This is a genomic window from Nonomuraea sp. NPDC049141 (genome assembly GCF_040648415.1).
GTDB lineage: Bacteria > Actinomycetota > Actinomycetes > Streptosporangiales > Streptosporangiaceae > Nonomuraea.
In genome coordinates this window covers 24,228-37,605 of sequence record NZ_JBEZDR010000040.1, presented here as the reverse complement: position 1 = coordinate 37,605, position 13,378 = coordinate 24,228, and the positions used below count along the sequence as shown (strand labels likewise).

The following is a 13,378-nucleotide window of genomic DNA, read 5'->3' as shown; positions in this document are numbered from 1 at the left end:
ACCCGATTCTGTTGGAACGTCAAGACTCTGGTAGTTATGTCGGATGCGAACCAAGCCCTGGGCCGCCGTCGTGGCAGCCGTACCCCTCGCAGCCGTCTGCGTCGCCGGGCCCTCGGCCGCCGCCGCGTCGTCCGGCCCCCGTACGGCCCAGCCCCCGGTTGTGCCGGCCGGCACCACGGCATCGTGGCTGGTCTACGACAGGAAGGCCGGGAAGTTCGTCGCCACCCGCAACGCGCACCGCAAGTTCCGCTCGGCCTCGGTCGTCAAGCTCCTGATCGCCATCGACTACCTGGAGAAGCGGAAGACCGTCCCGGCGAACGACGCCCGGCTGCTCAAGGTCATGCTGCGCTCCAGCGACGACCACGCGGCCACCACGTTCTGGAACCGTGACGGCAAGGGCGCGATCGTCGAGCGCATGGCGCGCCGGCTCGGGCTGTCCGACACCGCGCCGCCGCCCGCGTCCAAGCCCGGGTTCTGGGGCTACACGTCACTGAGCGCGTACGACATCGTGCGTACGTACCGCTACCTGCTCGACACGGCGGCGCCCAGGGTGCGGGACACGATCCTCGGGCACCTGCGCAACTCCACGCCGTGCGGCACCGACGGGTTCGACCAGTACTTCGGCATCCCGCGCGCGGTGCCCAAGCCGTGGGCGGTCAAGCAGGGCTGGTCGGGGTTCGGCGACGTCCCGCCCACCAAGTGCGGCACCGGGGCCGCCGCGAACCCGGTCCCGCTGCGGGCCCCCGGGGCCGACCTGTCGATCAGCGGGGTCGCGTCGCGGGCCACCGGGTCCGGCGTGCCCGACTACGGCCGTCCCGTGCTGCACACCACGGGCCTGCTGGGCAAGGACGACCGGTTCATCATGGCCGTGCTCACGGCCCACCCCGCGGGAGGCACCTGGAGCTCCTCCGTCAAGCGCGTCACACAACTGACCCAGGGCCTCTACCGCAGCGTGTCCTAGAGGAAGGTGAACATCCGCACGCCCGGCTCCAGCGGCCTGGGCGGGCCGGTGTAGCGGTGTACGCCGACGCCGTAGCGGCCGTCGCTGTCCAGGCCGACCCGCTCGAACCCGTCCTCCTCGAACCACTCGCAGATCGCCGGCAGCAGGTCGGGCGCGTGCCGCCCCCTGGTCCAGATCACGGTCGCTCCGGGCGCGCAGAGCTGGGGCAGCGTGGCGACCGTACGCCGGATGTCGGCGTCGCCGATGTTGCCGAAGATCCCGCAGGCGAGAACCAGGTCGGCGGGGACGGCGCCCACGTAGGCGCCGGTCAGCGCGGCGTCGCCGCACACCACCTCGACGCCGCCGGGCGCGGCGCGCTCGGCGATCCGGGCGTTGCCCTCGTTGAGCTCCACCAGTCTGGCGCGTACGCGGTCCCGGTGGGGGTGGGCGGCCAGCACCGGCAGCAGGTCGCGGCCCTGCCCGGCGCACAGGCTCACCACCCGTTCGGCGCCGGCGTCGAGAGCCAGCCGGACGTGTTCGCGGACCACGGCCAGGCGTCTGCCCAGAGAGGAGCCGGGCGTGTCGTAATGGTCGTGCCAGGTAATCCAGTCGCGTTCGGCCACGATCATGATGATGCTTGTCTGATGGGCGATGATTCAATGGCTTTGCGGCGGGTGCTCCGGCAGGCGGGCGGTCCCGAGATCCTCGACGTGCTGGCCGAGCGGCTGTCCGGCGCCGACCTCACCACGCTGCTGCTCGAAGTCATGCGGGTCAGGGCGCGGGCTCTGGAGCCGGCCGACGTGCTCCGCCGCTACACCAGTGACCGGTTCGTGGGGCCGTCCGTGGTGCCGTTCGAGCGCCTGCGCCGGGCCGAGGACGCGGTGCTGTCGGTCGTACCGGCCGCATTCGAGCTGGTCACGCTGTCACCCGTCGCGCCGCTCGGGGCGCACTCGGCGCCGGCCACCGTGGACCAGAACAAGGTGATCAGCACGATCAGGAACACCGAGGTCGCGGCCGACCCGACGAACGCCCTCGCTCTGGAGGCGGCCGTCCGGCGACGCGACTCGGCCGGCCCGGTCCGGCTCGCCGCCTTGCAGCGCGTGGTGCGGGCGCAGCACTTCGCGGGCGCGGGCGCGTACCCGCATTTCGGGCTGTTCGCGCTGGTGTCGGCCGACCGCGACACCGGGAACCTCGCGTTCGAACGCCGTCACCTGGCCGAGCACCTGCGCCTGCTGACGGACGCCGTCCGGGCCTGCGGCATCGCCGAGCCGGAGGTCCGCGTCACCGTCCTCGACCCCCGCTTCGCGCACGTGACGGCCGGGCTGGACGCGACGGACGACCCGGGACGCGAGTCCGGGCGTGGCTACTACTCGGGGCTGTGCTTCAAGATCTACGCCGACGGCGTGGAAGTGGGCGACGGAGGCTTCGTCGACTGGACGGCCCGCCTGCTCGGCAACCGCAAGGAACGCCTGCTGATCAGCGCACTCGGTGTGGACCGGCTGAGCTGATGTAGGCGGCGTAGACCTTCTTCGGGACCGCCAGCCGCCACGCCTCGATGACCAGCTCCCGCATCTCGTCGGCGTCGATGGCGGCCATCCGCGCGACGACCCAGTTGAACCGCAGGTCGGACTCGCGCGGCAACTGGAACTTCTCCGGCTCGGCCGCCACCAGGGCAGCCCGCTCCTCCTTGGGGAAGCCGAAGCCCATGAGGGTCTCGTCATGCGAGAAGGCCACGTAGACGATCGAGCCGACGCGGAACTTGACGCGGTCTCTGATGAGATGCTCCGACGAGCGCGGGAGCGTGCTCGCCAGCCGCCGCACGTCCTCCACCGTGATCACACTCCCACGGTAGTGGGTCCGCGCGCCCGCCGCCTCAGGCCGCCGCCTGAGATCGCCCCTTCAGACCCGCCGCCTCAGATCGTCGGCGACCCGGAGCCGGCGTGCGGCCGAGCCAGAGCCTCGGAGCCGGACCGGGCACACTCCAGACGGTCGAGGTGGGCGAGGTGGGCGCGGATGCCCTCGGTGGTGGCCTCCTCGTCCTCGGTACGATCGAGGCCGAGCGCGGTCAGGATGCGCAGGGCGGCACGCCAGTGCCGGCGGGCCTGTTCGTCCTGGGCCAGTGCCCGGCAGGCGTGGGCGGGGCCGTCGTGGGCGCGGGCCTGATCGTCGGGTCCGCCGAGCTCCGTCGCCAAGCCCAGGGCCCGTTGGTGGTGGGAGCTCGCCTGGCGCGGATCGCCCAGAGCGCCGGCCAGCCGGCTCAGCCCCTGGAGCGGGGTCGTCTGGCCGATCCCCGCCATGCCGTCGATAGCGATGATCACTACCGCCGTCGTCTCCGCCTCACCGATCAAAGCGGCCAGATCGCTCGCCCGCCCGACGAACACGGGCACGTCGGCGGGCAACTGCCTCGGGGGTGCGGGGCTCTGACGGTCCTGGTCCGGTACGACCCGCGCGGCCTCCGCCGCGAGGGCGTCGGCCGCCCCGGCCAGCACGGCCTGTTCCGCGCCGTCCAGGTCCAGCGCCTCCGCCAGCAACTGGACGGAGGACCCACGGGGCGCGGCGCCGCGCTCCCAGCGGCGTACCGTCCGGGCATTCAGACCGGCACGTTCGGCCAACTGCTCCTGCGTCAGCCGCGCCCGCTTCCGCCATGCCCGCAGCAGCACCCCGAACGTGGGCGCGTCCTCCGGCAGGCTCCCCCGCTCTCGACGGGACTCTTGGGCCGCGGCCCGCCCGGAAGGCTCAGCCCCCTCGGCCCGCTCGGCTCGCTCGGCCGGTTCGGCTCGCTCGGCCGGTTCGGCTCGCTCGGCCGGGTATTCGCGGCCCTGCCGGCCGGCTCCGGCCCGCGAAGCGCCGAGGTGCTCTTCGCTCTGGTAGCGGCCTGTGAGTATGGCCTGGCGGAGTCGGCGCAGCTCGGCGTTGGGGCCGATGCCGTGCTTCTCCTTGAGGAGGCGGGAGACGGTGCGGTACGCCTCCAGGGCCTCGGCTCGCCGCCCGCTCCGGTAGAGGGCGGTCATCAACTGGGCCCAGAACCGTTCCCGTAAGGGATGCTCGGCGGTCAAGGCCCGCAGTTCCACGGTCAGCTCGGCGTCCTTGCCGAGCTGGGCGTCGATGTCGATGCGGCGTTCGAGGACATGAAGGCGTTGCTCGGCGAGGGGCGGGACGTCGATCCGGTGGAGCGTCTCGGAGTCGACGTCGGCGCACACCGGCCCGCGCCACAGCCGCAGGGCGTCGTGGAGGAGCCGGCCGCGCGGCGCGGGCGCCTTCGCGTGGTCGGCCGCCCGGACCAGCTCCTGGAATTCGAGGAGATCGAGCTGCTCGGGCCGGAGCCGGGCGACATAGCCGCCCGGCTCGGTCAGGATCAACGAACGCAGATCCGGGCTCCGGCGCAGGCGGGCGAGGTCGGTCCGCAGGGCCCGGCGCGGCTGTCTTGGCGGCCGGTGGCCCCACAGCCGTTCGGTGAGGAGGTCTAGCGGGACGACCTGGTTGGGCCGGAGCAGGAGCGTCGCGAGCAGAGTCCGGATCTTGCCACCCGGGACGGAGATCGTCATCCCGTCGCGATCCACCCGTAAGGGCCCCAGCACCGAGAACCGTATAGCGGTCACAGCACCTGTCTCCAATGCCTCATCGATGCGCGCGCCCGGAGTGAGGTCCCGCGGCGATTCGCTGTGTGGACCGTATGGCGCGATCCGCGGCTGTGCGGGCGAATTCGGGCGCGATGTGCTTCCTACTTGAGCAGGTTGAGGCACGGCGAGGAGATTGTCGTCGTCTCGCGGGCGATGCGTGCGGTACGCCTTCCGGCGTAGCTCTCGCGGTCAACGGAGGGCGGGTGGTCAGGCCAGCGGCAGGCGGCGTGCCGGGATCGGCGGGTGTTCGCTGTCGCGTCCCCGGCAAGGAGGAGATGTCGGTCATGCAGCCGACTCTGGCCAGCCGGCTGGCGCCTATCGAGACTCTTGGAGTGAAGTGTCCAAAATCTTGGGAGTCTGGTCCGACCGGACTGGGGTGGCGCCGCCGTTACGGCGTCTGGTGGGCCGTCGTCGAGCCCAGCCCCACGGGGCGGGACTGCTCGTACGCGGCCAGGACCTGCTTGCGGCGCTTGGCCGGGAGGCGGTCGATGTAGAGGTAGCCGTCGAGGTGGTCCGTCTCGTGCTGGAGACAGCGGGACAGCATGCCGGTGCCCTCGACGGTGACCGGCGCGCCGTCGGCGTCGAAGCCGTGCACGGTGGCGTGGTCGGGGCGGGGGAGCGGGGCGTACTGGCCCAGGACCGACAGGCAGCCCTCTTCGCCCGCGTCGAGGTGCCGCTCGCCGAGTCCGGGCAGATCGAGCGTCGGGTTGACCACGACGCCCTTGTGCCGCTCGCCGTTCTCGTCGGGGCAGTCGTAGACGAACACCCGCAGCGGAACGCCGATCTGGTTGGCGGCCAGGCCCACGCCCTCGGCCGCGTACATGCTCGCGAACATGTCGTCCACCAGCGTCGCCAGTGCCCCGTCGAACCGGGTGACCGGCTCGCAGGGTGCGTGCAGCACCGGGTCTCCCACCTGAACGATCGGCCGGACCTCTCCCACGACCAGTGCCCTCTCCGCATGCGAAATGTGTCGCGACAAAGTCTACGAGCGTCAACGACATGATCAGTACCAGATCATGCTCAGATAATGAGACATATCTTCTTGCATGGTGAGATTGAGGCTAATGTCGGTCTCATTGACGCGAGACGAAGGAGTTTCGATGGACGCCGTCTACACCCATGGCCACCACGAGTCCGTACTGCGCTCCCACCGGTGGCGCACCGCCGAGAACTCGGCCGCGTACCTGCTGCCCCACCTCAAGCCGCACATGAAGCTGCTGGACGTGGGTGCCGGGCCCGGCACCATCACGGCCGACCTGGCGGGCCGGGTCGGGCACGTGACGGCGTCCGAGGTGACCGCGGACGCGCTGGAGCTGACCAGGGCTGGAGTGGGGGCCGCGGGCAACGTGGAGTTCGCCGTCGCCGACGTGCACGCGCTGGACCATCCCGACGCCACGTTCTGCGTCGTCCACGCCCACCAGGTGCTCCAGCACGTCGGCGACCCCGTACGGGCGCTGCGTGAGATGCGGCGGGTGACCAAGCCGGGCGGACTGGTGGCGGCGCGTGACAGCGACTACGCCGCGTTCGCGTGGTACCCGCTGCTGCCGGAGCTCGACGAGTGGCTGGCGCTGTATCGGCGGGTCGCGCGGAGTAACGGCGGCGAGCCGGACGCCGGGCGGCGGCTGCTGTCGTGGGCCAGGGCCGCGGGCTTCGACGACATCACCGCCACCTCGTCCACCTGGTGCTTCGCCACGCCGGAAGACCGGGCCTGGTGGGGTGGGATGTGGGCCGACCGGATCAAGCAGTCCGCCCTGGCCGAGCAGGCGCTCGCCACGGGCGCCGCCACGGCGGACGACCTGCGGCGCATCTCCGAGGGCTGGCTGACGTGGGCCGCGGCGGACGACGGCTGGATGTCGATCACCCACGGCGAGATCCTCTGCCGCGTGTGAGGTCCTAACGGCAGGAGGGCGCGGGCTGAAGGCGGGTGAGGTGCGGGCTGAGGCTGGGGGTGCGGGCTGAAGGCCAGAGGGGTGCGGGCTAGAGGCCGGAGGTGCGGGCCCACTGGGGGTCGCGGTAGAGGACCACGTCAGCGCCGTCCAGCAGCTCGTCCGGAGCCGACAGCATGGTGATCTCGCCCGCCGCCTGCAGCCGCAGCAGCAGGTCGCGGACCCGGGGTCCCACCGGCAGCCGGCCGGGCGGCAGGCCGAGGCCCGATCGGACCGTGTCCGCGACCTCCGACAGTCGGAACGGACCGGCGAACTCCGCCACCACACCCCGCACCAGACTCAGGGTGATCACCTGTTCGGCCTCGGCGTGGGCCAGCTCCCAGACGATCTGCTCCTTGCGCCGGCCCGTGGCTGCGCAGGCCGTGCAGGAGCGCATCAGTCCGGGCGAGAGGCCGGGCAGGATGCCGGGCGCCAGGCCGGGCAGCACCGGCTGCTCGGCCGACCCGAGGCAGGCGGTGCACTGGTTGGTCTCGGAGGCGTGCAGCTCGGCGGACATGAGGTCGGGCAGGTCGGCGTCGCAGCCGCAGGAGTACGCGCCGAGCGTGCCGAGCCGCGGGGTGATCGTGTGATTCGTCATCTCGGCAGACTCTACCCGCGGGCGTCCATCAGGCCGTGCCGGCGCAGCGCCTTGCGGGCCGCCGCCACCACGCGCTCGTCCGGATGGTGGTCGATGAACACCAGCAGCACCCGTTCCGTCCAGGGATGGTCACCGAGGGCCAGCAGGGCGATCGTGCTCGCCTGCTCGTCCTTCTCCATGCCCTGGGAGACCGACTTGATGACCTCGGCCGTCTCCCCGCCGAACTCCAGCAGCGCCGCGGCCATGTCCACGAACGCCCACGCGATCTCCTCGGGCGTCGGGGGCCGTTCCTCGCGGCCCACCCGGGCGGCCACGACGGCGCCCAGCTTCGGCTCGCCGAGCAGCCCGTCGAGCACCCGCGTGCCCTCGTCGCCGAGTCCCGTGGCGAGCAGTTCCACGCCGACCGCCCGGCTCAGCGGGCTCGCCTCGGCCAGCGCGGCCGCGATCTCGGCCGCCGCCTCGCCTCGATCCCGGTCGGCCAGCCAGCCGGCCAGCTCCTCGTCGCGTTCCGGCTCGGGGTAGGAGCGCAGGCCGTGCAGCAGCGAGCCGGCGTCCTGGTCGGCCAGCGCGCCCATGACGGGGATGTCCTGCCCGGTCGCCGTGCCGATCACCTGTCCGGCCGCCCAGAGGCCGAGCGGGGTCAGAGTGTGCGGCGGCGTCTGGGATATCAGGCCGAGGTCCGTCAGGGCGGCGGGCACGTCGTCGGTCAGCGGGCCGCCGCCCAGGAAGAGGCGTACCACCTCCATGAACAGCGCCTCGTCGGTGCCCAGCGTGAGGCGGCAGGCGTCCGCCCACACCTGGAGCACCTTGTCGTCGGAGCCGTCACGCAGGGCCTCGACCGCGTCGGGCGTGAACGCCGGATCGGCGGTTTCGCCGGCCAGCAGGCCGGTCGCCAGGGGAGTCTCGCGTACGGCCGCCACCAGTTCGCCGTCGGACGGCAGCCGGATGGGAGGCTGGAGCGGAAGCGTGTCTTCTTCGTTGGAGCCCACGTCCTTATCCTGTCGGAACTCGCACCACATTTGCGATAAAGTCCCACTCGCCGCGAAAAGTCCGGAAGAAGGGAGGCGTTGAGATGGTCCGTGGTTTCCGGGCGCTCCGCGCGTCCACTTCAACTCTTCGGAGGAACCGTGCTTTTCCGTTCCACGGTCGAGACTGACCTCGACCTGCTGCTCGACTGCGCCGTCGACGAGCCCATCAGCTGGGCCGACCCCGACCGGCTGCTCACCTTCCTCAAGAACGGCCAGTACCACCACGACCGCATCTGGGTCGCGGAACAGGACGGCCAGATCCTCGCCCGCGCCGTCTGGTGGGGCTTCCCCGACGGCGACCGCCCGCTCGCGCTCGACTGCCTCTGGGTCCACCCGTCGGTGCCCGACCGCGTGGGACTGGCCGCCGAACTGCTGCGACACGCCCACGAGAAGTACGGCGAAGCGCCCGCCTATCACGTGTTCGTGGCGAACGGCTGGCGGGACAACCCGGACATCACCGCCGCCATCGCCTGGCGGTGGCAGGCGGGGGCGGGCGCCGGACTGACCGACGAGCTCGAACGGCTCCGGTACGAATGGACCACCGGCGCGCCGGTGCCGGTGGCGTCGGGCCGGCTGGTGTTCCGGGCGGAGGCCGACGACGAGGCGTTCGTCGAGGTGTTCCGCCGCGTGGCGGTCGGCACGCTCGACCACCACACCCAGCAGGCCCTGGCCACGACCGATCCCGAGGCGCAGGCCCGCGAGGACATAGCCGACTATCGGAGCATGCCCGGTGACCGGGACTGGTGGCGCCTGGCGTACACGCCGGACGGCGACCTCGCCGGCGTGGCGCTGCCGTCGGCCAACGGCGGCGGGCCCGTCGTCGGCTACCTCGGCGTGGTGCCCGAGCACCGCGGCCACGGCTACGCCGACGACCTGCTCGGGGAGATCACCCGGACGCACGCCGAACGCGGCGCCGACCGGATCGTCGCCGACACCGACGCCGTGAACGTCCCGATGGCCAAGGCCTTCGAGCGGGCCGGCTACCGGAACTTCGCCGTCAGGCTCGTCCTGTCACCCCCGCCCGCGACCGCCTGACCCGGTCCGGTGTCCTGCTCACGCGGTGGCGAGGCGGGCCCGGACCACCAGGTCGTGCATGGCGTCCCTGACCGTGGCGGCCTCCGGCAGCGGTGAGGAGTCCCTGGCCGCCTCCAGTGAGGCGGTCAGGGAGGCCACGTCGCCGGCCGCCGCGGTGATCGCGGGCGCGCGGCCGTGTTCGGCGTCCCGCTTGGCGGCCACCAGGTCCGGCACGTAAGCCGGGACGTACCCGAACAGGTGCGTCAGATCGGCGTCCAGCTCCCCGGTGCGCATCAGGTGGATACCGGTGGCCAGGACGCGGAAGGTGTAGAGCAGCGGCTTGAGCTCCCCGTTCTTCTCGAACAGCCGCCACTGCGTGCGCGCGAACCCCAGATAGTGATGGGCGTGGTGCCGCGTCAGGCAGCCGGGCGCCAGCGCCGTCAGCTCCTCGTGCAGCGGAGAGGAGGACACGACCAAGGGGGAGAGGAGTTGCTCCAGGACGTAGCCGTTGCGGTTCAGCAGCAGCCCGCAGAACTTGGCCAGGTCGTGCGTGACCAGGTCCACCTCGACGCGGTCGCGCGTCCAGGTCCGGTCGAGGGTCGCCGGGCCGGTGCGCAGGCCGACGATCTCACGCAGCGGCAGCACGTGCACGCCCCGCAGGTCCACGTCCGAGTCGGCCGAGGGGAAGCCGTAGAGGTGCGCGCCGCTGACCGTGGCGAACACCAGCGGGTACGGCTGCTCGCCGGGGATCTCCGGCAGCCAGGCAGGAAGGTTCACTGGAGGTGGGCCCTCCTTACGGCCATGAGGTACTTCTCGACGGACTCCCGGTCCGGCGCCTCCGGCAGGACGCTCGGCGCTCCGGCCAGGTCGGTGGTCAGCTCGGCCCGCCAGGCGGCCACCTCGGCCCACGCCACCTCGCCCCGCTTGATCGCCAGCAGCCGGTCGCGGTAGGCGCCCATCTGGACCAGGGGCTCGCCGTGGCGTACCAGATGCAGGCCGCTCAGCAGCAGCCTGATCATGTGCATCGCCTGCTTCCACTTCGGCGCGGCCGGGTCGAGGCGGCGGAACTGGGCGTCGGCGTAACCGCTGAACGTCTCGTGCGCCAGCCGCGACAGGAACGCCCCGCGCAGGCCGCGCAGCCGCTCACCCTCCGGCGTGAGCACCTCCGTGAGGGGAGACCACAGGCACTCCAGGACCGTGGGGTTCGCGTTGAGGGCGAGGCCGCAGAACCGCTCGACCTCCCACGAGAACTGCTCCGGCAGCGGCCCGTCGCGGTGCGTCACCGGCTTGGTCAGCCGCCAGAAGTCCTCCGTCGGCGCCACGAACACGCCGCGCCGGTCGGTGTCGGAGTCGTCGGTGTCCAGGCCGTACGCCCGCGACCCCACCACCACCGAAAGGATCAGATCATCACTCACGCGGACACTTTCCCAGGCTCGGGGGACAGTTCGCTCAGCAGGTCGGCTGCCCCGAGCAGACGTACGTCGCCGAGGCCGTCCGGGTGCAGCGCGTACGTCGCGCAGCCGCTGGGAAGGGGCACGTCGCCGTGGATGAGCAGGGCGAGCTCCACCCCGTCGAACGACGCGGGCGTCGCGATCGCGGGGGCGTCGGCGCGGGCGATCAGGCGGGCGGCGAACGCGGCCGCGTCCTCGCCCGGCCGCCGCTCGTAGCGGGCCAGCGAGCCGTCGCGGCGCCGCACCAGCACCTCGGCCGCTCGCGCGGCGGCGTGCCAGCAGCCCACCTCCCACAGCGTCACCCGGTGCGTGAACGCCTGCTCGAGCGCCGCGCCCAGCAGGCCCAGCTCGTCACTGCTGCCGTCCACGCTGTGCCCGTAGCCGGCGGCGGACAGGTTGAGGTCCGCCCACCGCATCGTCCGCGTCCACAGGTCGGCCACCAGCGGGACCAGGATCTTGGCCTGCCCCGTCAGGTCGAAGCGCTGCCGCACGGCCAGCGGGTCGAACAGCCCCTCCGGCTGCTCCATGAACCCGGCGAACCCGCGTACCAGCTCCTCGAACGGCACGTCGTTGTAACTGAACACGACCGGCACCAGGTAGCGGCCGCGCAGCGCCCGCACGTGCACGTCGATGAACTCCGACGCCCCCAGCGGCTCGGGCGCCGACGTCAGGTCGCCGGAGTGCGTGACGGCCTTGCCCAGCGTCAGGTTCGTGTAGTCGCACAGCCCGACGAACTCCCAGCGCTCGTCGAAGACCGCCACGGACAGGTCGAGGTCCACCCGGGTGTCCTTCGGCTCGGCCCAGTGGAGGAAGAACCGGAGCCGGTCGCCGCCGGGGATGGGCTGGGTGCTGCCGCGTGGCAGCCGTACCAGTGCCTTGACCGCCGTCCGCTCGGACGTCGGCGCGATCAGGTCGGCCAGCCCCTCGTCCAGCAGCGCCCGGCGCAGCGCGGGGAGCTCGCCGGTACGGCGCAGCAGCTCGGCGGCCAGCGTCCGCTCGGCCGTCAGGACGACCTCGTCCGGCAGGGGCGGCCGGTCGTCGGGCCGGGTGTGGAAGCGTGCCGTGCCACCGCGCGGCAGGAACAGCCGCAGCCCGCCCGGCGGCGTGCGCAACTGCCCCAGCGTGGCGATGAGCACGCCGGGCGCGACCTGCGCCGCCACCCGCGCCAACCCGCCCGCCTCGATCGCAGCGCCACCGGGCACCACGGTCTCCGGCAGATCCGGGTCGGCGGGGACCATGGTCTCCAGCAGGTCCGGGGAGAGGCGGAGCAGGTGCGACAGCCGCCGCATCAGCTCGCCGGGCCGGTGGGCCAGCAGGGCGACCGCGTCGGAGTGGCGGCCGTCGGCCAGCGCCGTCTCCACGCGGCCGGCGAACGACGTCGCCCGCACCCGCCCGTCACGCACCCGCAGCCCCGGCCGATGCGCGGCCCGCTCCAGCAGGGTTCGGCCGAACGCCGTCTCCGGGTCGAGCCGGGTGCCGCGCAGCGCGGCGAACGCCAGCGCGGCGTCCGGGTAGCGGGCGTGGTGCTCGTGGGGGTGCAGCACCTCGGCCATGCGCTTCCACTGCTCGCCGTACCGGAACAGGTCCTCGATCATGTACGGCATGGCGTCCAGGCACGACAGCAGGACCCGGCGGACGGCACGCGGCAGCGACACGCGGCGCTGCGGGCGGATCCGCAGCCCGGGGTCGGCGTCCATCAGCACGTACAGCAGGCGCAGCACGTCCGTGGCCGTCTCCAGATGGCTCCGCAGCAGCTCGGGGGCGCCTCGCCGGAGCGCGACGGCGAGGACGACGGCCCGCGTCTCCTTGACCGGGATGGTCTCCGGCAGCCACCCGCCAGCCGCCGGCCAGAACTCCTCCAGCAGCGCCTCCAGGTCGGCCCGGTCGTGCGGCGGCAGGGGAGTGCGGCGGTTCATCAGGTCCACGGCCAGGTCACGGCAGCTCGCCGCGGGGTCGTCCGCGAGCCGCAGCAGACCGGTCGCCGTGACGGCGTCGCGGTCGACGATCGTGTGCCCCTCCGACGGGAGCAGGAACGGGTCGTCCAGGTCGACGCGGCGGTGGCAGATGGGGCAGGCGCTGAAGTCGGCCCCGTCCCAGCACGAACGGCACACCAGGTGCGCGCACGGCGAGACGGCGTGGACGGTGCCGACGTTCCCGCACAGGACGCACGGCCGGTGCGGCTCCTGCAGCAGCAGGGAGAACACCCGCCGCACGTAGAAGTCACGGGTGTCGGCGGGCACCGTGTCCGGAAATTTCCTGAAAAGGGGTACGTGCGTCACGGACGCGCCCACCTCGGACCGCAGGAGGTGCAGCAGCCGCCGCCCGGCCCGCGTCAGCTCCGCCATGGACAGCGCCGCCAGCGCCCGGTACAGGTCCGCCGACACCAGGAAGCCGAGCTGCAGCAGCTCGAACTCCAGCGCCGCCACCCCGGACGGCACGTCGGCCCGCCGCATGCTCAGCCGCTTGGGCAGCTTGCCGACGGGTTCGGGCGTGCGCGGATCGGCGGCCAGCAGCGCGGGCGCGACCAGCCGCGTACGGCGGAGCAGGATCTCACCGGAACCGTTCATCAAGCCAACCCCCCAGAACTGATGAGAGGCCGCGCGGCGACACCGCGCGACCTCTTCGAGGTGGAGAGCAGGCGCGCTAGATCATTTAAAAGATGAGAGAAGGAAGCACACCCAAAGAGCCACCCTGGTGAATCACCGTACCGGGATCAATCAAGAAATGTCCGCCGATTTTCCGGTCCAGTAGGGCCCGGCATGCGCGAGAGCCGCTCCGATGGATAGGGTCTCCGGATCTGAC

13 protein-coding genes are annotated in these 13,378 nt (G+C 72.3%); 4 read left to right on the top strand and 9 right to left on the bottom strand.

Going from position 1 to position 13,378, the window contains the following annotated elements:
- The first annotated feature begins 43 nt into the window (after positions 1-43).
- Positions 44-961, top strand: a complete 918-nt coding sequence (locus tag AB0B91_RS61290) for a hypothetical protein (protein WP_358341976.1) — start codon at positions 44-46, stop codon at positions 959-961.
- On the opposite strand, the gene AB0B91_RS61285 is transcribed toward AB0B91_RS61290, so the two are convergent.
- Complete coding sequence (locus AB0B91_RS61285; RefSeq protein WP_358341973.1) at positions 958-1,563, bottom strand: SAM-dependent methyltransferase; 606 nt, start codon at positions 1,561-1,563, stop codon at positions 958-960. The genes AB0B91_RS61290 and AB0B91_RS61285 overlap by 4 nt on opposite strands.
- Positions 1,564-1,584: 21 nt before the next feature.
- Here AB0B91_RS61285 and AB0B91_RS61280 point away from each other — a divergent pair, with 21 nt between their 5' ends.
- On the top strand, positions 1,585-2,448 hold the full coding sequence (locus AB0B91_RS61280) for a hypothetical protein (protein WP_358341970.1): 864 nt from the start codon (positions 1,585-1,587) through the stop codon (positions 2,446-2,448).
- On the opposite strand, the gene AB0B91_RS61275 is transcribed toward AB0B91_RS61280, so the two are convergent.
- From AB0B91_RS61275 to def, 3 genes are all read right to left on the bottom strand, one after another.
- Positions 2,417-2,779, bottom strand: coding sequence for an MmcQ/YjbR family DNA-binding protein (locus tag AB0B91_RS61275; protein WP_358341968.1), 363 nt, complete (start codon positions 2,777-2,779; stop codon positions 2,417-2,419). The genes AB0B91_RS61280 and AB0B91_RS61275 overlap by 32 nt on opposite strands.
- Positions 2,780-2,853: 74 nt before the next feature.
- The gene (locus AB0B91_RS61270; RefSeq protein WP_358341965.1) at positions 2,854-4,539 is read right to left on the bottom strand and encodes a BTAD domain-containing putative transcriptional regulator; all 1,686 of its coding nucleotides are present in this window, start codon (positions 4,537-4,539) and stop codon (positions 2,854-2,856) included.
- Between the two features lie 409 nt (positions 4,540-4,948).
- Positions 4,949-5,461, bottom strand: a complete 513-nt coding sequence (gene def / locus AB0B91_RS61265; protein ID WP_358341962.1) for a peptide deformylase — start codon at positions 5,459-5,461, stop codon at positions 4,949-4,951.
- Between the two features lie 199 nt (positions 5,462-5,660).
- Here def and AB0B91_RS61260 point away from each other — a divergent pair, with 199 nt between their 5' ends.
- On the top strand, positions 5,661-6,449 hold the full coding sequence (locus AB0B91_RS61260; protein WP_358341959.1) for a methyltransferase domain-containing protein: 789 nt from the start codon (positions 5,661-5,663) through the stop codon (positions 6,447-6,449).
- Positions 6,450-6,537: 88 nt separating this feature from the next.
- On the opposite strand, the gene AB0B91_RS61255 is transcribed toward AB0B91_RS61260, so the two are convergent.
- Together AB0B91_RS61255 and AB0B91_RS61250 are read right to left on the bottom strand one after the other, a co-directional pair.
- A complete protein-coding gene (locus AB0B91_RS61255) occupies positions 6,538-7,083 on the bottom strand; it encodes a hypothetical protein (RefSeq protein WP_358341956.1) in 546 nt (181 codons plus the stop codon).
- Between the two features lie 11 nt (positions 7,084-7,094).
- Positions 7,095-8,072, bottom strand: coding sequence for a hypothetical protein (locus tag AB0B91_RS61250; RefSeq protein ID WP_358341953.1), 978 nt, complete (start codon positions 8,070-8,072; stop codon positions 7,095-7,097).
- 138 nt (positions 8,073-8,210) lie between these two features.
- Between AB0B91_RS61250 and AB0B91_RS61245 the strand changes: the two genes are divergently transcribed.
- Positions 8,211-9,146, top strand: a complete 936-nt coding sequence (locus AB0B91_RS61245; protein ID WP_358341950.1) for a GNAT family N-acetyltransferase — start codon at positions 8,211-8,213, stop codon at positions 9,144-9,146.
- An 18-nt stretch (positions 9,147-9,164) separates the two neighbouring features.
- On the opposite strand, the gene AB0B91_RS61240 is transcribed toward AB0B91_RS61245, so the two are convergent.
- The 3 genes from AB0B91_RS61240 to AB0B91_RS61230 are packed head-to-tail and all read right to left on the bottom strand — an operon-like array spanning position 9,165 to position 13,143.
- The gene (locus AB0B91_RS61240) at positions 9,165-9,902 is read right to left on the bottom strand and encodes a nucleotidyltransferase domain-containing protein (protein WP_358341947.1); all 738 of its coding nucleotides are present in this window, start codon (positions 9,900-9,902) and stop codon (positions 9,165-9,167) included.
- Positions 9,899-10,540 (bottom strand): nucleotidyltransferase domain-containing protein, encoded by a 642-nt coding sequence (locus AB0B91_RS61235; RefSeq protein ID WP_358341944.1) that lies wholly within the window; start codon positions 10,538-10,540, stop codon positions 9,899-9,901. The genes AB0B91_RS61240 and AB0B91_RS61235 overlap by 4 nt, the downstream gene beginning before the upstream one ends.
- Positions 10,537-13,143 carry an MXAN_6230/SCO0854 family RING domain-containing protein gene (locus AB0B91_RS61230; RefSeq protein WP_358341942.1) on the bottom strand — a complete coding sequence of 869 codons (2,607 nt, stop codon included), beginning with the start codon at positions 13,141-13,143 and terminating at the stop codon, positions 10,537-10,539. Before AB0B91_RS61230 ends, AB0B91_RS61235 begins: the two co-directional genes overlap by 4 nt.
- Between the last annotated feature and the right edge of the window lie 235 nt (positions 13,144-13,378).